Raw genomic sequence first — 20555 nt, forward strand, 5'->3', positions numbered from 1 at the left:
TCTAAAAGTTAAGGTGACTACAGCGGCACTTTGATGCGGAACATGATCATGCGGCCCATCTCGTCGGCAAAGTACCGGAGGCGGTTCTGATAATCGCGATAGCTGGTGTTGAGCAGGTTGCTGCCCACTATACCCAATTCCACCTGTTGCTTTCCGAACTGCAGTTGCGTGCCCGCCTCGGCGTGCAGCAGGAAATAAGCATCAGGCGCCGCCAAAACAGGGTCTGACTGCGCATCGGAACGGCTCTGGCGACCCACATACAACCCCCCGAGCGCCAGATAGCTGTCAGAAAGCCTGGAGGATGTCTTGTCCTCGAAGCTGTAGCGGAGGGTGTTGTCGGTGCGGCCAGGCGTAATGAAGGGCAGGTAACTGTCTGTTTCCCGGTTCTTGGCATAGACCAGCGACGTTTTGTTGTTCAGCGTCAGCCGGCTCGTCAGGGCGTAGTCAAAACTGAGGTCTGCTCCCCAGAACCGGGCATCGGCCTGCAGGTAGTCGGCCTGCAGATAGGCACCGCCTATGCCCAGCGCATAGTCCGGCGCCAGCTGCAGGTAAATGTAATTGTTAATGGTATTGTAGTAGAGACTAAGCTCTCCGTTCAGGCGGAGGTTAGAATGGTAGTTGATCGTGGCCATGGTGTTCACGGCATTTTCCGACACCAGCTCCGGGTTGCCGCGCTCAAAAGAGGCCGCACTGTTGTGCAAGCCGTTGGCGAACAGCTCATAAGCATGCGGTGCACGGGAGGCATAGCCCACGTTAGCGCCCAGCGTGACGTGATAGCCCAAATCGTAGAGAGCCCCAAAACTGCCCGAAAAGTTGTGAAAGGTATAAGACGGGCGTAACACACCCTCCGTACGGTTCCACCGCTTGATGTCGAGCGATTTGTTGTCGTAACGGATGCCCGCCTCCAGCTGCAGGTTTTCCTTCCGCCATCTCTCCTCAGCAAAAGCACCGATGGTGGTATTGATGAAGTAAGGCAACAGGGCCCTGGTGTTGGCAGCGTAGGTATTGTTCTGCCAGATGGTGGAAACTCCCATGCTTCCGGAGATATTGGCAAACGGCTTGTGCTCCCATACCAGTTCGGTGGTGTGCGTCTGCAGGTCCAGGTCCAGTTGCGGACGGTCGCCGGTGTTGCGGTGCCTGTCGTACTCCTGTCGCACGTTCTGCTGCAGCCCGTAGGTGAACTGCAACTCACCTGCCTCGCCTGTCTGGTAAAAAGCTTTGGCCTTGAGCAGGTGGTGCGTCACATCCTGGTAAGGGCGGGCGATAGTATAGGTAAAGCTGCCCGTCTCCTCCGGTTGCTCCCGCCCAATGGCGTTGGCCAGATCCGTCAGGTTGCCGATGTGTGCCGACGACAGGAATCCCAGCTTTGTGTGGAAAAAGCTGTAATATAACTCCGCCCCGAAGCGCTGTCGCTTGTAACCCAACGTAGCCGCCAGGTTCTGCTCTTCAAAGCCGGTATTGTTCAGGTTATACCTGGGTGCCTGCGCACTGCCCGCTTTCTTCACAGAGGTATGCAGGCGCCAGCTCAGCGGCAATTGCCGAAGCTTGCCCTCTGCCATGCCAGCCACAGTACCCATGCGATTGTTGGTGCTCCCGATCAGGGAGACCTCGCCTCGTATACCTGCCGAGTCCGGCAGCGGGTTGGGTTCTACCAGCACAATGCCACCAATAGCATCAGAGCCGTAGCGCACCCCCGCCGCCCCTTTAATCACCCGCATCTGCTGGGCATTCAGCGGGTCGATTTCCGGAGCGTGTTCGTTCCCCCACTGCTGCGACTCGTGCCGCACGCCGTTGTTCATGATCACCACGCGGTTGCCGAACAGGCCATGTATGACAGGCTTCGAAACAGTAGGGCCCGTTTGTACAGAGCTTACCCCCGTCAGCTTTTTGAGCGATTCGCCCAGCGAAAGACCGCGGGTCTCCTCCAACTCACGGCCCTGGAGCGTTTCGGTTGCCTGCGCCTGCTCCTGCAGACGCCCCCCCGTAATCACAACCTGCTTGAGTTGACGCGCATCGATGTGCAGCGACAAGTTACGCACGGTAGAAGTGCTCAACCTGAAGGACTGGTGCTCCTCTTCGTACCCGATGTAGGTTACTTTTAAGGTATAGCTGGCGCGGCACAGATGATGAAAATGGTAGTTACCGTATTCATCCGATAGAGTGCCCCGCTGCAGCTCCTCTATGTAAATAGTGGCGCCAATCAGCGGCTCACGGGTGTCGTGGTCCAGCACCTTGCCCGAAAGGGTCAGGCCGCAGTCCTGCTCCGGATCGTCGCCGTCCAGGTGCACCTGTTCCTGTGCCATTGCCATAGGGGCTATGAGGAGTAGCTGCCACAACAGGACTATTATGAATTTAGATCTGAACACAGTCTGTGCAAAGTTTAGGTATAAGGTACAGGCAACAGCCCAACGCTAACCCGCCAGCTGAAAAGCAGCCACAGGTATAGGTATAGCCATTATGCCAGGAAAATAAATAGAACACCAATAGCAGGCACCCATCGCCGCACGGAGTCAGCAGGTATGCAAAACTGATAGGCCAGTCTATAAGCAGGTGCCGGGAGAGGCGACACGCCGTAAGACTGAAAAAAGGACGGAAGGTTTAGCCGAGCGCGGGCGGGCCGCGAAGGTTGAGGCGGGCAAAAGAATTAAAAGCCGCATACTGGGTATACCGGGCGGTATACTCGGCGAGCGTTACAGGTGCTGTGAAGGTATAGACGGCGGTAGCGCTCTGGTAGGGCGCTCCAAAAAGGTCTTCTACCGGACAGTGGCTGTGCTTCTTCTCGACATGCGCGTTTTTCTGATCGCCTGGGTGGCTGTGCGCCGTGTGGGCGTGGCTGTGCAGGCTGAGCAGCAACTGATCCGGCACCATGGCGCGCGTGAACAGCAGCAGCAGAAAGAGGGCGATATATGTCGTGAACCGGTACACCTATAGCAAGGCTTTAAAACAAAGATAGTCGTTTTTCACCATTGTTGTATTAACAATTGAACATTTCGCTCGCTCAGGTTCAAACTGTTGGCAAAGCGCACAGCGGTATCATGCCAAAACAACAAGTTTTATGCCTGTGCCATGCTTAACGCAGAAGGTATAGCGGATGTTTTCTGACAACCTGTCACAATTAGGCCGGCGCTATACCTGTGGAACAGGATTTGAAAGCGCTTGGACAGGAATTACGCTGCCCTTTTCGTGGGCATCGATTTCAGAGACATCACTTATTAAAAGATAGATTTTAAAGGTATAGCACATGGAAGAAAGAGGTAATATTTCGATTCACACCGAGAACATTTTCCCGATCATCAAGAAGTTCCTTTATTCCGACCACGAGATATTTCTGCGTGAGCTGGTGAGTAATGCCGTGGACGCCACCCAGAAAATGAAGCGCCTGTCCGCCATTGGCGAGTACAAGGGCGACCTGGGTGAGTTGAAAGTAACGGTGAAAGTGGACAAAGATGCCAAAACCATCACCATTTCCGACAACGGCATCGGTATGACGGCTGAGGAGATCAAGAAGTACATCAACCAGATCGCCTTTTCGGGCGCCACCGAGTTTGTGGAGCGCTACAAAGACGCCGGTGAGCAGAACCAGATCATCGGTCAGTTCGGCCTCGGCTTCTACTCAGCCTTTATGGTGGCCGACCGTGTGGAGATCATCACCAAATCTTACAAAGAAGGTACGGAAGCCGCCCACTGGACCTGCGACGGTAGCACCGAGTTTGCCATCGCCCCGGCGCATAAAGAAGACCACGGTTCGAACGTCATTCTGAACGTAGCTTCTGATTCAGAGGAGTTCCTGGAAACGGCCCGCATCCGTACTATCCTGGATAAATACTGCAAGTTTCTGCCGGTGCCGGTGGAGTTCGAAGGGGAGATCATCAACAACCCGAACCCAATCTGGACCAAGCAGCCGTCGGAGTTGACAGACGAGGACTACAAGAACTTCTACAAAGAGCTATACCCGTTCTCCGAGACGCCGCTGTTCTGGATTCACCTGAATGTGGACTACCCGTTCAACCTGACCGGTATCCTATACTTCCCGAAACTCAAAAACGACTTCGAGATCCAGCGCAACAAGATCCAGCTTTACTCGAAGCAGGTGTTCATCACTGACGAGGTAAAAGACGTGGTGCCAGAGTTCCTGATGCTGTTGCACGGCGTGATCGACTCGCCGGACATTCCGCTGAACGTGAGCCGCTCATTCCTGCAGGCTGACTCCAATGTGAAGAAGATCAACACCTACATCACTAAAAAGGTGGCTGACAAACTGAACGAGATCTTCAAGAAAGACAGAGCGACATTTGAGACCAACTGGGACGATATCAACGTGTTCATCAAGTACGGCATGCTGAGCGACGACAAGTTCTATGAAAAAGCCAAGGACTTCGTGCTGCTGCAGAACACCGAGGGTAAGTACTATACCTTAGAGGAGTATAAGGCGCTGACGCAGGCCAATCAAACCGACAAGAATGACCAGTTGGTGCTGCTTTATACCACCGACGCCGATAAGCAACACGCCTTCGTGGAAGCCGCGCAAAACCGCGCCTACGATGTGCTCAAGCTTGACTCGGTAATAGACAGTCACTTTATTGGCATGCTGGAGCAGAAGCTGGAGAAGACTTCACTCAAGCGTGTGGACTCTGAAACGATCGGCAAGCTGATCGAGAAAGACGAAACCAAAGAGAGTGTACTGAACGATACCGAGAAAGAGGACCTGAAGAAGATCTACGAGACGGCCATCAACAATCAGAACATGCAGGTGGAAGTAGCGCCAATGGCCCCAGACGATGCGCCAGTGATTATTACCCTGCCGGAATTCATGCGACGCATGAAGGACATGAGCAAGAGCGGTGGTGGCGGTATGATGTTCATGGGCAACATGCCGGATACTTATAACGTGACCATCAACGCGAACCACAGCATCAACCAGCGCATCCTCAAAGCGAAAGACGATAACAAGGAGCGCATTGCCCGTCAGGCCTTTGACCTGGCCCTGCTGTCTCAGAACATGCTTTCCGGCTCAGCTCTGACTGCCTTCGTGAAGCGCAGCGTGGATTTGATCGACAAAGAGTAACAGTACTTTTCATAATTACACTTAACAGCACGAAAGCGGCACCTGACTGGGTGCCGCTTTCGTTTTGAGGGGCTTTGGGTGAACTAAGGCGCCGGGCTTAAAGTTATAGGGACTATACCTGGCAGACCGGTAGTTGGCAGGTATATGATTTATCTGCATATTTACGTTACCTTAAACAAGGTATAGCTTTTTGGAAACAACGGAAGCGCATTTATCTGAACGAAAACACATGAGGCACACGCTCTATCTTGTCGGGCTTATTTTGTCTGTGGTGCTGGGTATGGCTGCCTGTAAGCCGACTGCCTACAATAGCGACTACAACCTGAGCCGGGCCGCTGAAAAAGAGAGCTCAAAAGCTGATGCTATTGCTTTGGCTGATACCGCCAAGCCTACTGTGCAGATAGGCGATTCGCTGGATAAGGTAGAGGAAAAGCAGCCCAAAAAGCGCAAGAAGAAAGCTGACAAGCGTTACTTCATGGGCGACAGGGTGGCTCGTGGCTTCGTGAAGACAGGAGGTCGTGGCCCCCGTGAAGTAATCGAGTCTTTCAGTTACCTGGTAGAGTTTCAGCAGCCTGATCCTTATGCTCCCGAAAAATACTACTACGATACCAAGCGTCGCAAACTCTACAAAAGCCGCGGCGAACTTGACCCGGAGCAGCACAAAGTACTGCATGGCCCTTATAAGAAAGAGCAGGCCGGTGAGGTAATCGAAGAAGGCTATTTTTATGTGGGTACCAAACACCTGCGCTGGGAACGCTACAACCGCGATGGAATACTGCTGGCAAAGGAGCATTTTGAGAAAGGCTATCTGCGCGATGCCGTGGTGAAGTATTACGAGGGCACCAAAAAGATAAAAGAAGTGATCCCTTACGCCTATGGCGAAGTGCAGGGGACTTATTACCGCTTCTATGAAAACGGGCAACTCGAGTGGATGGGGCAGTACCAGAAAGGCCGTAAAGTGGGCCTCTGGGTAAAGCACTTCGACTTCAGGGCACGCCGACAGTTCGAGTACCAATACCCTAAAACACCTTACGAGCCGCAGGCAGAGCCAGTCCTGGTGAAGCAATACGACCGCCACGGTACTCTCATCTACGAGAAAGACAAGCTGGATAAGCGGGCTTCGAGTCGCTAAGGTATAGGTATAGCCTTTTGCTCTCTGTAAAGTTATTCCCCATTTTCGGCTACCAGTTCACTTCGACTACATCATGTCTACAACCGACGAAAGCAGAATCAATGAGGCGATCAGTGCGCATCTCAAAACATGGTGGACAGCGGAGACGAAGCAGGAAATCGAGTTGCAGTATGGCCAAGGTATACTGCATGGGATAATATCGATCTATGATTTTGCAAGCCAGTCTGAGTTTTGGCTGACGCTGGAGCTTAATACCGCTTATAACCTGGCTGTAGAACGTCTTAAGAAGCAGTACCCGTTCTTGCCTGATGACGCTGTAAGGAAGATTGCGAACATGGCTGCATATAGCTGGAAATAAGCAGGGAGTAGCCGCTCTGTGAAACTTTAGAAGAAGCACAAGATACAATGTCGTTGAATCAATGAAAGGCGTCTTCGATGTGGAACAGTTCCGGCGGTTTGCTCATCGTAATGGCAATAATATCGAAGCGAATGTCCTCCTGCCAGCCTGTTTTCACGATATAAGCGTCCGCCGCGTTGAGGATCATGCGTTGCTTACGGCGGTTCACGAACTCCTCCGGATAGCCAAAGCTGTCGTTGGTTCGGGTTTTCACTTCTACAAACACCAATACATCATTTTGGCGGGCAATAATATCGATCTCGGCTTTGCCCATGCGCAGGTTGCGTTGCAAAATGTGATAGCCTTTCTGGTGCAGCAGGTCGCAGGCCAGGTCTTCGCCGTTGGCGCCGGTAGAGAGGTGTGGTGCTTGCGGTGTCGTCATAAGAGCTTTAAACTTGTAAGAGCGGCCGCTGGTTTTATTACGGCAGCCGGAGTAGTTGTTTGCGTATGCCCGCAAGCGACCGTATCTTTGTTGAAAACTAGAGGTATAGAGTATCGGTTGGCATCATAGCTAGCCCTGAGCTATACCTTGAGAGAAGGGAGAAAAGACGTGTCACAGAACAAGACCATACAATTTGAGCACCTGGGGCTGATCGATTACAAAGAGGCCTGGGACTATCAGGACAAGCTCTTTACAGGTATACTGGATATGAAGTCCCGCAACCGAAATGCTGCTCCCGAAGCGCAGGAGGTGACGCCAAACTACCTGCTTTTTTGCTCCCACCCGCACGTCTATACCTTGGGCAAGAGCGGACACGAGTCTAACCTGCTGATTAACGAAGAGGGGCTGAAGGCAAAAGGCGCTACCTTTTACAAGATCAACCGTGGCGGCGACATCACCTATCACGGCCCGGGACAAATCGTAGGCTACCCGATCCTGGACCTGGACCACTTCTTTACCGACATCCACAAGTACCTGCGTTTCCTGGAGGAGGCGATCATCCTGACCCTGAAAGACTACGGTATAGAAGCGGGCCGTATATCGGGTCTCACCGGCGTATGGCTGGACCACGTGGAGCAAAAGAACCCGCGCAAGATCTGCGCCATGGGCGTGAAGTGCAGCCGTTGGGTGACCATGCACGGTTTCGCCTTCAACATCAACACCGATTTAGATTATTTTAATAACATCGTACCCTGCGGCATTACCGACAAGCAGGTAACGTCGCTGGCAAAAGAGCTGGGCCGCGAATTGCCGATGGCAGAAGTAGAGGAAAAACTCCTGGGCCACCTGGCCACCCTTTTCGAGGCAAGCATTACAAAAGATTAAATGAAGAAGGACATAGATTTCACCCCGGTGCAGGGTGTGGCCGTGGCCATCGCTTTCACAGGCGAGACGCCGGAGGAACGCACCTGGAACGTATACCTGATCAACAACAACAGCGTGGCCCTCGACAGCGTGTTTGTCACCTCTAAAGGCTATGGCGTTATAAAGGACGAAGAGGTGAAAACCTCCGTGCTGCGGCACATGTTTGAGCGTGTGGAGGCCAAAAGCTTTGTGCAGGTGGAGGTCATCGACCCGTCGGTCTTCAAGCTCAACAACGAGTACTGGGTGAGCTACTACATCGATGGCAAGATCTACGACAAGCGATTTGTTTTCGTGCCCGACTCGATCACCGATGAGCACCTCATCGATATCAGCATGCTGCAAATGCAGGGTGTGCTCCATTCATAAGGTATAGCCTCCTAAATTTTCACCCTGACCGTGTATATCACCAACCGCATAAGGTATAGCTTCGGGCTGTTGCTGCTGCTTTTCGTGCTGACCGGGCCGCTACAGGCCCAGGTGCTGCCGCTGGAGCAGAAGAACACCCTCAATGGCAACTGGCAGGTATACGATGCCGGCTCCAGTGACTTGGTGCCTTACGCAACGAACCTGCACGGCGGCTACAGCGCGGTGCACCAATGGGTGACCATGGCACCTGCCAAGCCCTTCGTGATCGAGTTTACGGCCCAGAAGGACCTCTGCCTTTTTCTGAACAACCAACTGATCTTCACGGCAGACTCCACTTCCAATTATACCTTCGACCTGGCCACGTGGAACAAACGGGTGAAGCCGGTGAACGGGCGCTACCTGTTGTCCGTGTGGCATCCGTCGCAGCACCCCAATGTGGGCTCTTTCCGCAACCGGGTGCAGACAGAACGGCCCGACAGCGAAACCATGCAGGGGAGCTTCTCGGTACGGCTGCGGGAGTACGTCAACCAGAATGCGTTCATCATTTTTACGCTGCTGATCGGGCTGCTGTATGGCGGGCTTAAAACCACGTTCCCCTCCGACTTTCAGGCGGTGTTTGGGGTGCAGTCCTTCTGGCGCACCCGGTCGCTGGACGAAGGCATCCTGGCCAAACCGCTCAGCACCTGGTCCAGCATGCTCTTTATCATCGCCTTTTCCATGTCGATGGCGCTGCTGATTGCGGCCATCCATACCAATGTGCAGCATGTGCGCATCTTCAACCGCCTGTTTCCGGTGTCAGAGGCCGATATCACGACCAAGGTGCTGTTCTATACCTTCCTGATCTTTGCAGTCGTCCTGCTAAAGTACTTTTTCCTGAAAGTGATGGGCTATATCTTCGGATTGGAGCAGATTGTGCAGGTCCAATTCAGTGAGTTTCTGCGCTCTCTGTTGTTTCTGGGCCTCTTTCTGCCGGTGGTCATGCTGCTATACCTGTCGCTTAACCACGTGGCCCCCGATGCCGTACTCACAGTTTCGAGCATGGCGGTGCTTTTGCTGCTGGTAATCACGGTTATTCGTGTGTTTGTGACAGTAAATAAGCAGACATCTGTGATAAATTTGCATTTATTTTCTTACCTTTGCGCCACAGAAGTGATTCCGTTGACCATCATGCTGAAGTTTATCGTGTTTAACTTTTAAAAACACAAAATCGACGGTTTCGGCAGGCGGCTAATATTATAATAAACAGACTTCCATACTCTATGGCTGAAAGCAAAGAAAAGGCTTGGGCAAATCCTGAAAGACACAGTATTCCGATCAGGAGCATACTCGTGACGCAACCACAGCCTACTACCGACAATTCCCCTTATCTCTCTATCGCAGAAAAATACGGGATTAAAGTAGACTTCAGGGCGTTTATCGAGGTAGAACCTGTTTCCTTCAAAGAGTTCCGCAAAGACAAGGTGGACATCCTCTCGCATACGGCCGTGATCTTTACCAGCCGCAACGCAGTGGACCACTTTTTCAGAATCTGCCAGGAAAGCAAGATAGAGATGCCGGCTGACATGAAGTACTTTTGTATTTCGGACCAGACGGCTTATTACCTGCAGAAATACATCACCCTGCGCAAGCGCAAGTTGTTTGTAGGCGAGAAAACAGCCAAGGATCTGTTTGAGGTGATCAAGAAGCACAAGAATGAGAATTTCCTGTACCCTTGCTCCAACATCCGCAAAGACGATATTCCGGGCTTCCTGAAAGCGAACAAGATCAAGCACACAGAGGCCATCATCTACAAAACAGTCGAAGCCGACCTGTCGGACCTGGACGATGTGACCTACGATTGCATCGCCTTTTTCAGCCCCTCAGGTATAAGCTCGCTGTTTATCAACTTCCCTAACTTTAAGCAGAACAACACGCGCATAGCGGCTTTTGGGCCAACCACAGCCAAGGCGGTGCGCGATGCCGGTCTGGAGCTCGACATAGAGGCACCGATGCCGAATGCCCCTTCCATGACGGGAGCCATTGAGGTATATATCCAGCAGCAGAAAAAGTAATCGGGGCCGGATAAAACAGTAAAACGCAAAAGCAAGTAGAATCAACCATCTGCTTGCTTTTGCGTTTTACTGTTTAATATATATATTTGGTTCAACTCTGGCTTTTTAACGTCCAGTAAACGTTTGCTTAGCTGCAACATTCTATGAAAAAGATTATACCTGCCGTTTTGCTGCTGTTTATCTGCCACCTGAGCTCCTGGGCGCAGCAACAGCCTCAATTTACCCATTACGGATTCAACGGCATGTATATCAGCCCGGCTTACGCGGGTATAACCAACCGACCGGAAATACAATCGATCTACCGCTACCAGTGGCTGAACTACGACGCCTCGTTTGACGATGGCGGTTCGCCGCGCACGTTACTTTTAACGGCACACACCCCGGTGCGGCTTTTGAAGGGCGGCGTAGGTATAACACTGATGCAGGATCAGATCGCCAACACCCGCATACAGCAGGCGGCCATCTCCTACTCTTTTCACCTGAACGTGGGCGAGGGCAAACTGGGCATCGGTTTGCAAGGCAATATAAATAATATAAGAAAGGGCAGCTACCGCTTTATTGACGAGGGCGACCCGAACATTCCCTTCAACAGCTCCGACTCGAAGTTCGACATGGGGGCCGGGGTCTGGTATGAGTCCGAGCAGTTCTATGCAGGTGCCGGCGTAACCAATTTGCTGGGTTCAAGCTACCAGTTTATGAACGTGGATAACACAGGAAGTGGCCGCGTGGTGGGCGAGAACCACCTATACCTAACGGGCGGCTACCATTTGCCGCTCACCAACCAGTTAGTGCTCACCCCGACGGCCCTCTTAAAGCATGATACAGAGACATTTTCGTTTGATGCAGGCGCCCGCGTAACATTTGATGAAAAATATTGGGGCGGATTGAATTTTCGGCATCAGGAAGCTGTTAGTGCGCTTGTGGGTATAGCGATGTTGCAGGACAACGCGCTGCGGGTAGGATATGCATTAGATCTCACGACATTTAATAAAGCGGCCAAGGCCCCAACATCACACGAAGTGATGGTATCCTACCGATTACCTGAGCCAGTTGTTCGGTTCAGGCCTCCAGTGCGAACCCCTCGCTATAATTTCACAAAATAAATATTCAGGATATTGTATTTATCACTGAAAAGCTGTATTCTTGAAAAAATACAGTTAAAATAAATTGTATATGGTATAATATTCTTGATATTGTACCGTTTGAAAATTATTAATAAGTGAGAATTTCAATTGTTTTTGTTTTATTTCTAATTCTCAATATATTTGCTACACCAGAAATAGTGTGCATTAATAATTGCTAAAAAATTTACTTTTTCCAAAGTCATCATGAACAAACTATTAAAGCTGTCTTCCTTCGCTTTGGCGGTGGTACTGCTTGCGAGTTGTGGGTTAAGAAGAGGACCGCAAGGCGACCTAGTGGGCGCAGAGGATCGACCAGACTACAATCCACAGGCTGTACCTTACGGCATGATTGCCGCTCCGGGCGGAACTTTCCACATGGGTCAGGCAGATCAGGATATAGCGGCCACTATGGCGAACCTCAACAAGCAGGTAACAATAGGCGGCTTCTATATGGACGAAACCGAGATCACCAACAACGAATACCGTCAGTTTATTGAAGTAATGGTCAATGACTCGATCGATGTTCTAGGTGAAGACTTCGTGATGACAAGCCTATACCCTGACACCACCGTTTGGGTGCGCGACTTTACCTACCACATGGGCGATCCCTTGATGGAATACTATTTCTCTCACCCGGCATTTGATGAATATCCGGTGGTGGGTGTAAACTGGTTTGCGGCTAAATATTTCTCTGACTGGAGAACGAAGCATAAGAACCAGGCCAATGCCGATAATGGCATGGCGCCAATGCCGCAATTCCGCCTGCCTTCTGAGGCGGAGTGGGAGTACGCAGCAAGAGGCGGCCGTGATATGTCTACCTACCCTTGGGGCGGTCCATACCTGCGCAACGCCAAAGGCTGTCTGCTGGCAAACTTCAAGCCGGGCCGTGGTGACTACTACAGCGATGGCTTTACCTACACAGCTCCTGTAGCCCAGTTCTTCCCGAACGACTTTGGCCTGTACGACATGGCCGGTAACGTATCTGAGTGGTGCGAAGACGCCTACGCTGACGCTACTGTTCCGATTACCTGGGACTTGAACCCCGTTTACTATGATGATAACGAGCCTCGCAAAGTAGTGAGAGGCGGCTCCTGGAAAGATATTGCATACTTCCTCGAAACTGGTACCCGTAACTTCGAATATCAGGACTCAGCCAGGTCATACATCGGTTTCCGTAACGCGATGATTTACCTGGGACGCTCTTCTGGAAGAGAGTTCAGATAGTCCACAGAAGTGTTCTGACAGTTAAAAACTTAACAATTTAATACCCAATCGTTCACATTTAATTTTTGAAAACAAAATGAGCAAAGCTAGAGGTCGCAGTTTCTTGTACGACGTGTTGATGCCCAAAGTGTATGGCCTTGGCGCCGCAGTCGTAATTATCGGAGCATTGTTTAAAATTCAGCACTGGCCAGGTGCCGACATCATGCTGATCGTAGGTCTTGGTACAGAGGCCGTGATCTTCGCGCTGAGTGCATTCCAGCCACAGCCACACGATCCGGATTGGGCAAGAGTATACCCACAACTGGCTGATGACTATTCAGGTGAGGCACTTATCCCAACAACAGCTTCAAACAACAACACTTCCGTTACAAAGGAGCTTGACAAAATGATGCGTGACGCTGACATTACGCCAGCCACTATCAACACACTGGGCCTAGGCCTGAACAGACTGAGCGAAACAGCTGCACAAATGGCTGACCTGAGCCAGGCTACAGCTGCTACTAATGAGTATGGCGTACGCGTGAAAGCTGCCGGCGACGAGCTGGGCCGCATCACCGAGGCTTACTCTGCAACAGCAGATGCACTGTCTAAAATGGCAGTTGCTACCAATGATACACAAGAGTATCATACCCAGGTACAGAGCATGACAAGAAACTTAGGTGCTTTAAATGCTGTTTACGAAATGGAGCTTCAGGATGCTAACAACCACCTGAAAGCAATGAACAAGTTCTACGGAAACCTGAGCATGGCCATGGAAAACCTGACCGATGCCAGCAAAGACACGGAGCAGTTCAAGCAAGAGGTTTCTAAACTGACGCATAACCTACACTCACTGAACACAGTGTACGGTAACATGCTGACAGCCATGAAAGGTTAATTGCGCATCATTTCCTAAATCAACAAGAAAACAACAGTAACTAAGTAGAAAATGGCTGGAGGAAAAGAGACACCACGGCAGAAGATGATCGGTATGATGTACCTGGTACTGACCGCACTTCTCGCCCTGCAAGTGAACTCTGCTATCCTGTTAAAGTTTCAGTTTATTGATGAAAGTCTTAAGGACGTCAACAATAAAACGCAAGCTGACAATAGCGGAGTTGTAACGAATATTAAATCCAAGGTCAGCGAAGGTGGTAACCGAGACAAAGACAAAAATGTTTTGGCGAGCGCTAACGCTGTTAGAAAAGGGACAGGAGAACTGGTAGAGTATATCCGCGGTCTTCGCGAAACCCTGATTCAGAAAACAGGTGGTGAGAACGAAGAGAAAACCGGTTATGCAAACCCTAGTGCTGAGGACCTGGTTGCTATTACAATGATTGGACCTTCTAGTGCTAAAAACGGTGCGGCTTACGAGCTGGAGCAGCGTTTGAACAACTACGCAAAGTTCATGAAGCAGTATAACCCAAACATGCCAGCCATCCTGGCACGTGACGGAAAGACTGACCCAATGGCTTCTAAAGACCGTAGCCAGCGCAACAAAGACTTCGCTCAGCTGAACTTCGAAGCTACCCCACTGGTAGCAGCACTGGCAACACTTTCTCAGAAAGAAGCCGAAGTTTTGAAGTACGAAGCCGATGCCCTGCAGAACCTGGCCCAGAGAGTTGGTGCTGACATCATCAAGTTCGAGAAGATCTTCGCGATGGCACGTGCTGAGTCAAAGACAGTAGCTGCTGGTACCAAGTATAAGGCTGATATGTTTATCGCTGCTTCATCTGACGCTATCACGCCAAAGATGACATTCCAGGGTAAGCCAATCAACGTAGTAGACGGCAAAGGTCAGATTGAATTCACAGCTGCCGCTAACAACTACGACGCTGACGGTAACTCTAAGCAGACCTGGAAAGGTCAGGTGATCATCGACAAAAACGGTGAGCAGGAAGTACTGGACGTAACAGAAGAGTACATCGTAGCGAAGCCAGTTATTCAGGTACAGTCTGCCGCAGTGCAGGCCCTATACCTGGGTTGTGCGAACGAACTGAACGTGCAGGTGCCAGCACTGGGTGCTGTTTACGATCCTAGCTTCTCTGCTTCTGGTGGTTCTGCCATCAAAGGAGCTAAGAAAGGTCAGGTAACGATTATTCCAACTACTACTGAAGTGAAGCTTAACGTAAGCAGCGGTGGTAATGCAATCGGTTCTGAAACATTCAAAGTTCGTCCGGTGCCAAGACCATCTCTGCAAACTGTAGTGAATGGCAGACCAGTAGACCAGAAGAGAGGTTTGCCAGCTCAGGGCATCAGATCAGTTGAGATACAGGCGATCGCTGACGAAGGCTTCAAGCAATTTTTGCCACAAGAAGCACGTTATAGAGTAACGAAGTGGAGAGCATTCCTGGTTAGAGGTTCAAACCCAGTAGACCAGGCTGAATTCTCAAGCCCAACTGGCGACCTGAGTCGTTTTGCAGCGAAAGCTGGTAAAGGCGACCGCGTAACCATCGAGGTACTGGAAGTGAAGCGTTTGAACTATCAGGGATCGCCAGTTGATGCGAAACCGACAGGCGACGGTATTTTCACTATACCACTTAACTAATCAAGATTAGAAGCTTACAAGGAGTATGAAACTTATCAAAGTAATAGGTGTAGCAGCTGGTATGATGCTCTCTTACGGAGCAGTAGCACAGCAAGTGTCTACCACGCAGTCCAGTAATCCATCAGCAAGACCTATTCCGGAGTCTGATGTATTGTTTAAGAAAACGGTTTGGCGTAAGATCGACTTGCGCGAAAAACAAAACAGACCTTTGTTTTCTGAAAACAGAGAGATCACCAAAGTTTTGATCGATGCTGTAAAAAGCGGCGAGTTGGTGGCCTATAAGACAGACTCTGTAAATGTACCGTTATCCAGAGAGGAGTTCCTCGCAAACATGACCGGCAAAGACATGGGCGGTGGTTTGACAGAAGAGGAAATCGCAGCTGGTTTCGGTCAGGAAGAGGAAGACGATGATGCCTGGGGTGCTGCCCTTGGTACAACTGCTACACAAGAGACTGGTCCTGTAAGCAACGAATTTTTTGCAAAGCAGCTATACCTGCTGGAGATGAAAGAGAACGTTGTGTTCGACAAGAAGCGCTCCCGTATGTACCACGACATTCAGACGATCAGCATTAAAGTTCCTGCAACGCTTAACCCACTGGGTTTTGAGCAGACAGTAGGTAGCTTTAAAATGAGCGATCTGGTGAAAGTTTTCAGAAACAATCCGGAGACTGCTATCTGGTACAACGCGCAGAACGATGCACAGCACAAGAACCTGGCTGATGCGTTCGATCTGTGGTTGTTCAGCTCTTACATCACTAAAATATCTAACCCGAACGACAGAGCTTTGGGTGATATCTATGGTGGCGGTAAAAAAGGCCTGTTAGCCGCTCAGGAAGCGCTTGAAGCGTTGATTGAGTACGAGTACAGCCTGTGGAGCTACTAATTGTAAGACAATCATAAAAAGGGGGAGATCTGAAAAGATCTCCCCCTTTTTTGTTTCAGGCCAAGAGCCTGGAAATTACAAAACAGGTGGAAATTGTTTTATAGGAAATGAATCGCGTCTATATTTGCCAGCTTAGGCCAGAGCAAGATGTTAATCAATGCTGGTCAGGTATAGCTAATGGAGTGATCCTTCTAAAAGAGAAATAAAGCTGTCAGAAAGTGGTGCCGGAAAATCGTGGAGCAATTTAGGATGAGAGGCAGAACAAGAAGCTATCTATAAAAATACCTGAGGTTTCATTAAGGTATAAAAAGAGAAGATAGCTCATTCAAGAATCCTCTTATGAACTGGCTGTCTCCCCCGAACCATGAAAATAGTCAAAAAGAATTTGCGCTTTGCGCTGGCCTACCTCCACTGTTAACTCTGCCAGCGAGAGTTCTTTGAGCTTCTTAACGGACCTGTATTTCTGAAGCAGTGCATCGGCAGTCGTGGGGCCTATACCTTTCACCTCTGTCAGCTCCGTCTTAAGTGTGCCTGCATCACGGCGGGAGCGGTGGAAGGTGATGGCAAAACGGTGTGCTTCATTACGCAGGCGCTGAATCAGTTTAAGGGACTCTGACTTTTTATCAATGTAAAGCGGCAATTTATCACCCGGGTAAAAGATTTCTTCCAGCCGCTTGGCTATACCTACAATCGCTATCTTACCCCAAAGATCGAGGTCTTTCAGCGCCTTCACGGCAAAACTGAGTTGGCCTTTACCACCATCGATAATAATCAGTTGCGGCAGTGGTTGGTTCTCTTCTATAAGTCGCTTGTAGCGACGGGTGACAATCTCGTACATCGACTCAAAGTCATTGGGACCAACGACAGACTTGATATGAAAGTGGCGGTAGTCCTTTTTGCTTGGCTTGCCGTTTTTAAAGCACACCATTGATGCAACCGGATTATCCCCCTGAAAGTTGGAGTTGTCGAAGCATTCGATCTGGCGGGGAAGTTCTGTCAGCCGAAGGTCCTTTTTTAACGTCTCTAACACGCGAACTTCGCGTTGCTCACTCAGACCTTTATTCTGCTCCTGTCGGCCTTCCCTCTCTTTGCGCAAGTACATGGCATTCTTCAGCGAAAGGTTCAGGAGCTTTCGCTTATCGCCTATCTGAGGTTGCGTGATTGTAATGTTATCCAGCGGAAGCGTTAGCTCAATGTTGGTGATGATCTCACGAGAGGTACTCTCGAACTCATGCCGCAGCTGCACGATGACAGTAGCAAGCAGCTCTTCATCACTTTCATCCAGCTTCTTGTGTAGCTCTAAGGATTGCGTCTGAATAATGGAGCCATTCATGACTTTGAGGTAGTTCACAAAAGCGCACTTCTCATTAGAGGTGATCGAAAAGACATCGATGTTCGAAAGCGTGTTGCTTACTACGGTGGACTTAGCCTGGTAGTCTTCCAGTAGATCAAGCTTCTGCTTGTAGCGATGTGCCTGCTCATATTGATAATCCGCCGCTGCCTCGGCCATACGTTCTTTGAAATAAGTCTTAGCGATGGACAGGTTTCCTGAGAGGATGTTTCTGATCTGAGAAATGTATTGGTTATAAGTTGTCTCGTCGATCAGATCCTCGCATGGACCTTTGCAGTTGCCGATATGATACTCCAGGCATACCTTAAACTTGCCGGCGGCAATATTCTCTGGCGACAGGTTATAAGTGCAGGTACGCAAAGGGTATAAGGTCCGGATAAGATCCAGTACGATGTGCATGGTCGTGCCACTTGGGTAAGGACCAAAGTAGCGGGAGCCATCATTGATCTTATTCCGCGTGCTGATCACTCTCGGAAAACGCTCGTTCACAATGCAAATGTAGGGATAAGTCTTCCCGTCTTTGAGCAGGATATTGTACTTGGGCTGGTACTGCTTGATGAGGTTATTTTCCAGCAAAAAAGCATCAGCCTCCGTGTCCACAATGGTGAACTCGATATCCTTGATCCTGGAGATGAGCTTCAGCGTCTTTTTATTATGCTGGGCAGAGCGATTGAAATAGGAGCTGACACGCTTCCTGATATCAATCGCTTTGCCTACATAAATGATGCCCTCGTCATCAAAAAACTTATAAATGCCCGGTTTATGTGGTAAATGGGAAATCTTCTCCCGCAGCTTCTCGTTTGCAGCCATGCGTCATTTTCATTAGAAAGCATCTAAGTCGATCGGGGCAGGAACCTGATAAAACTCATCTTGCTGCGAAGAGTCTACCGGCATGCCGTTGTTATACTTAGCGCAATCTAATTCTACCGATAAAGGCGTAGAAGGTTTAGGGAATGGGTCTTTTGATCTTTCCAGCGATTTGTCGGCGTATACCTTCTGCATGAAGTTACCATAGATCGGCATTGCCAGTTTATTACCCTGGCCCAACGCGATGGTACGGAAGTGAATAGAGCGGTCGTCGCCGCCCACCCAGGCACCAGCTACCAGATCCGGGGTGATCCCCATGAACCAGGCATCCGAGTAGTTTTGGGTCGTACCCGTCTTACCACCAATCTCGTTTTTGAGTCCGTTGCGGTGGCGCAGGCCGTAGTAGGCAGTACCTCCCGGCTCAGCAGCCGCTTTCAGCATGTGCACCATCATATAGGCGGTTTCTTCGCTGAGCGCATCAACCGTCTTTGGCACAAATTCGTGCAGCACGTTACCGTGCTTGTCTTCAATACGGGTAATGAAGTTCGGCTCTATCCAGGTACCGCTGTTCACGTAAGTACCGTAAGCACCCACCATATCAAACAAAGTCACGTCGTTTACACCCAGTGCAAGCGAAGGATTTGCCTCCAGCGGTGTAGTGATACCCATGCGCTTGGCCGTTTTAACCAGTGTTTCAGCTCCCAGCTTGTTCACCAGGAAGGCAGAGATCGAGTTGATAGACTTTGCCATCGCATTGCGCAGCGTGAACTTCTCGCCGGAGAACTTATTGTCGGCGTTGTTCGGACACCACATCGTGCCATCACCCAAAGGGATGCATACCTGTGTGTCGAGCGTTTCGTAGCACGGGTAGTAGCCATTCTCGATAGCGGCCGTGTACAGGAATGGCTTAAAAACAGAGCCTGGCTGGCGGGCACCCTGTTTCACGTGGTCGTACTTGAAGTGCTTGTAATTGATACCGCCTACCCAAGCCTTGATGTGGCCCGTTTGCGGCTCCATAGCCATAAAACCAGTCTGCAGGTAGTGCTTATAATGCTTGAGCGAGTCAAGTGGACTCATTTGAACTTCCTTCTCACCATCATAAGTAAAGATGGTCATCGGGATTTTCTTGTTCAGGTAATAGTTGATGGAATCCTGGTTGCCATCGAACTGTCTGTTCAGGTTACGGTAGCGGTCCGTACGCTTAATGGCAGTCTGCAGATAGTTCGGGATTTCCTTGCCCTGGCGATCAATCCAGGGGTTGCGGCCTTTCCAGTGGGAGAAGAACTCTTTCTGACGATCCTTCATGTGCTCCTCCACTGCCTGCTCGGCATAGGTCTGCATGCGCGAGTCGATGGTGGTATAGATTTTCAAACCATCTGCATACAGGTCATAACCGTTCTCGCGGCACCACTTCAGCAAAAATTTACTGGCTTCGGTACGGAAATAAGGTGCCAGCCCCACGTTTTGGTTTTCAACACGGTACTTTAGTGCGATATCAGTTTCCTTCAGGCTGTCGAACTCAGCCTGCGTCATATAGCCGTACTTCACCATCTGCGAAAGCACCACGTTGCGGCGATGCTTCGAGTTCTCCGGGTTGAATTTCGGGCTATAGAAGTTGGGGTTCTTGAACAGACCTACCAGCACAGCCGACTCTTGTACCTCCAGGTCCTTTGCATCCTTACCAAAAAACGTCTTCGAAGCCGATTGTATGCCAAAGGCGTTGCTACCAAACTCGAAGATGTTGAGGTACATGGTCATGATCTCCTGCTTGGTGTAGGATTGCTCCAGCTTCACGGCCATGATCCACTCTTTTGTTTTATGGATCAGCGTACGGAAACCCGGCTTGTCGTTGAGGTAGCCGTTGTTGAGCTCTTCGCCACGGGTGCGGAACAGGTTTTTGGCCAACTGCTGTGTAATGGTACTGCCACCACCTTTTGAAGAGCCGATCATCAGAGAGCCGGCCACGCGTGCCATCGCCTCAGGGTCTATACCGGAGTGCTCCTCAAAACGAATATCCTCTGTTGCCATCAGGGCGTGCACAAAGTTCTCAGGGAGGTCCGCAAACTCAATCGGGGTGCGGTTTTCACGGAAGTACTTGCCCAGTTCCTTGTTGTCGGCTGAGTAAAGCACGGAAGAAAGGGCGCTTTTCGGGTTCTCGAGCGAACGCATGTTTGGCAGGTCCCCGAACAAATTCAGGAAGTTGATGCTGACCGCATAAATGTACAGTATGAACACAGCCAGGCCACTCAGGAAAAGCAGCCAGAGTGTGGAAATGATCTTGGGGAATACCGTTTTTGGTTTTGGGCGGGTGGTTGTTGCCAT

At 50.4% G+C, this 20555-nt stretch carries 17 protein-coding genes; 12 read left to right on the forward strand and 5 right to left on the reverse strand.

Features of this window, described 5'->3' with window-relative positions; translation table 11 throughout:
- Positions 1-17: 17 nt before the first annotated feature.
- Together Q4E40_RS12295 and Q4E40_RS12300 are read right to left on the reverse strand one after the other, a co-directional pair.
- Complete coding sequence (locus Q4E40_RS12295; protein ID WP_303412516.1) at positions 18-2303, reverse strand: TonB-dependent receptor; 2286 nt, start codon at positions 2301-2303, stop codon at positions 18-20.
- Positions 2304-2598: 295 nt separating this feature from the next.
- Positions 2599-2925, reverse strand: a complete 327-nt coding sequence (locus tag Q4E40_RS12300) for a hypothetical protein (RefSeq protein ID WP_303412517.1) — start codon at positions 2923-2925, stop codon at positions 2599-2601.
- A gap of 316 nt (positions 2926-3241) precedes the next feature.
- Here Q4E40_RS12300 and htpG point away from each other — a divergent pair, with 316 nt between their 5' ends.
- The 3 genes from htpG to Q4E40_RS12315 all read left to right on the forward strand — a co-directional run bounded on the left by htpG (position 3242) and on the right by Q4E40_RS12315 (position 6555).
- Positions 3242-5065 (forward strand): molecular chaperone HtpG, encoded by a 1824-nt coding sequence (gene htpG / locus Q4E40_RS12305; protein ID WP_303412519.1) that lies wholly within the window; start codon positions 3242-3244, stop codon positions 5063-5065.
- A gap of 229 nt (positions 5066-5294) precedes the next feature.
- Positions 5295-6197, forward strand: a complete 903-nt coding sequence (locus Q4E40_RS12310; RefSeq protein ID WP_303412520.1) for a toxin-antitoxin system YwqK family antitoxin — start codon at positions 5295-5297, stop codon at positions 6195-6197.
- A gap of 73 nt (positions 6198-6270) precedes the next feature.
- Positions 6271-6555: a hypothetical protein gene (locus Q4E40_RS12315; RefSeq protein ID WP_303412522.1), complete on the forward strand. Its 285-nt coding sequence runs from the start codon at positions 6271-6273 to the stop codon at positions 6553-6555.
- Between the two features lie 58 nt (positions 6556-6613).
- Here the strand turns inward: Q4E40_RS12315 and Q4E40_RS12320 are convergent, their stop codons facing one another.
- Positions 6614-6976, reverse strand: coding sequence for a YraN family protein (locus Q4E40_RS12320; RefSeq protein ID WP_253401796.1), 363 nt, complete (start codon positions 6974-6976; stop codon positions 6614-6616).
- A gap of 147 nt (positions 6977-7123) precedes the next feature.
- On the opposite strand from Q4E40_RS12320, the gene lipB reads away from it, so the two are divergent.
- The 9 genes from lipB to porN all read left to right on the forward strand — a co-directional run bounded on the left by lipB (position 7124) and on the right by porN (position 16075).
- Positions 7124-7861, forward strand: coding sequence for a lipoyl(octanoyl) transferase LipB (lipB, locus tag Q4E40_RS12325; protein ID WP_303412525.1), 738 nt, complete (start codon positions 7124-7126; stop codon positions 7859-7861).
- A complete protein-coding gene (locus Q4E40_RS12330) occupies positions 7862-8266 on the forward strand; it encodes a hypothetical protein (protein WP_303412526.1) in 405 nt (134 codons plus the stop codon).
- A gap of 30 nt (positions 8267-8296) precedes the next feature.
- A complete protein-coding gene (locus Q4E40_RS12335; RefSeq protein WP_303412527.1) occupies positions 8297-9463 on the forward strand; it encodes a DUF4271 domain-containing protein in 1167 nt (388 codons plus the stop codon).
- Between the two features lie 62 nt (positions 9464-9525).
- Entirely contained in the window at positions 9526-10317 is a 792-nt protein-coding gene (locus Q4E40_RS12340) for a uroporphyrinogen-III synthase (RefSeq protein ID WP_303412529.1), read from the forward strand.
- A 143-nt stretch (positions 10318-10460) separates the two neighbouring features.
- Positions 10461-11420: a PorP/SprF family type IX secretion system membrane protein gene (locus Q4E40_RS12345; RefSeq protein WP_303412530.1), complete on the forward strand. Its 960-nt coding sequence runs from the start codon at positions 10461-10463 to the stop codon at positions 11418-11420.
- 225 nt (positions 11421-11645) lie between these two features.
- Complete coding sequence (gene porK, locus Q4E40_RS12350) at positions 11646-12665, forward strand: T9SS ring complex lipoprotein PorK/GldK (protein WP_253401808.1); 1020 nt, start codon at positions 11646-11648, stop codon at positions 12663-12665.
- Positions 12666-12741: 76 nt separating this feature from the next.
- Entirely contained in the window at positions 12742-13542 is an 801-nt protein-coding gene (gene porL, locus Q4E40_RS12355) for a type IX secretion system motor protein PorL/GldL (protein WP_303412531.1), read from the forward strand.
- A gap of 51 nt (positions 13543-13593) precedes the next feature.
- Positions 13594-15192 carry a type IX secretion system motor protein PorM/GldM gene (porM, locus tag Q4E40_RS12360; RefSeq protein WP_303412533.1) on the forward strand — a complete coding sequence of 533 codons (1599 nt, stop codon included), beginning with the start codon at positions 13594-13596 and terminating at the stop codon, positions 15190-15192.
- Positions 15193-15217: 25 nt separating this feature from the next.
- On the forward strand, positions 15218-16075 hold the full coding sequence (porN, locus tag Q4E40_RS12365) for a type IX secretion system ring subunit PorN/GldN (protein WP_303412534.1): 858 nt from the start codon (positions 15218-15220) through the stop codon (positions 16073-16075).
- Positions 16076-16412: 337 nt separating this feature from the next.
- Here porN and uvrC read toward each other — a convergent pair whose 3' ends face one another.
- Positions 16413-18236, reverse strand: a complete 1824-nt coding sequence (gene uvrC, locus Q4E40_RS12370; RefSeq protein ID WP_303412535.1) for an excinuclease ABC subunit UvrC — start codon at positions 18234-18236, stop codon at positions 16413-16415.
- 12 nt (positions 18237-18248) lie between these two features.
- Positions 18249-20555 (reverse strand): penicillin-binding protein 1A, encoded by a 2307-nt coding sequence (locus Q4E40_RS12375; RefSeq protein WP_303412536.1) that lies wholly within the window; start codon positions 20553-20555, stop codon positions 18249-18251.

It is taken from the genome of Pontibacter coccineus, from assembly GCF_030546575.1.
GTDB lineage: Bacteria > Bacteroidota > Bacteroidia > Cytophagales > Hymenobacteraceae > Pontibacter > Pontibacter coccineus.

Coding starts and splice junctions, on each gene's coding strand:
- Q4E40_RS12295 (WP_303412516.1), bottom strand. CDS start 2,303: ATGGCACAGGAACAGGTGCACCTGGACGGCGACGATCCGGAGCAGGAC.
- htpG (WP_303412519.1), top strand. CDS start 3,242: ATGGAAGAAAGAGGTAATATTTCGATTCACACCGAGAACATTTTCCCG.
- Q4E40_RS12310 (WP_303412520.1), top strand. CDS start 5,295: ATGAGGCACACGCTCTATCTTGTCGGGCTTATTTTGTCTGTGGTGCTG.
- Q4E40_RS12315 (WP_303412522.1), top strand. CDS start 6,271: ATGTCTACAACCGACGAAAGCAGAATCAATGAGGCGATCAGTGCGCAT.
- Q4E40_RS12320 (WP_253401796.1), bottom strand. CDS start 6,976: ATGACGACACCGCAAGCACCACACCTCTCTACCGGCGCCAACGGCGAA.
- Q4E40_RS12330 (WP_303412526.1), top strand. CDS start 7,862: ATGAAGAAGGACATAGATTTCACCCCGGTGCAGGGTGTGGCCGTGGCC.
- Q4E40_RS12340 (WP_303412529.1), top strand. CDS start 9,526: ATGGCTGAAAGCAAAGAAAAGGCTTGGGCAAATCCTGAAAGACACAGT.
- Q4E40_RS12345 (WP_303412530.1), top strand. CDS start 10,461: ATGAAAAAGATTATACCTGCCGTTTTGCTGCTGTTTATCTGCCACCTG.
- porK (WP_253401808.1), top strand. CDS start 11,646: ATGAACAAACTATTAAAGCTGTCTTCCTTCGCTTTGGCGGTGGTACTG.
- porL (WP_303412531.1), top strand. CDS start 12,742: ATGAGCAAAGCTAGAGGTCGCAGTTTCTTGTACGACGTGTTGATGCCC.
- porM (WP_303412533.1), top strand. CDS start 13,594: ATGGCTGGAGGAAAAGAGACACCACGGCAGAAGATGATCGGTATGATG.
- porN (WP_303412534.1), top strand. CDS start 15,218: ATGAAACTTATCAAAGTAATAGGTGTAGCAGCTGGTATGATGCTCTCT.
- uvrC (WP_303412535.1), bottom strand. CDS start 18,236: ATGGCTGCAAACGAGAAGCTGCGGGAGAAGATTTCCCATTTACCACAT.
- Q4E40_RS12375 (WP_303412536.1), bottom strand. CDS start 20,555: ATGGCAACAACCACCCGCCCAAAACCAAAAACGGTATTCCCCAAGATC.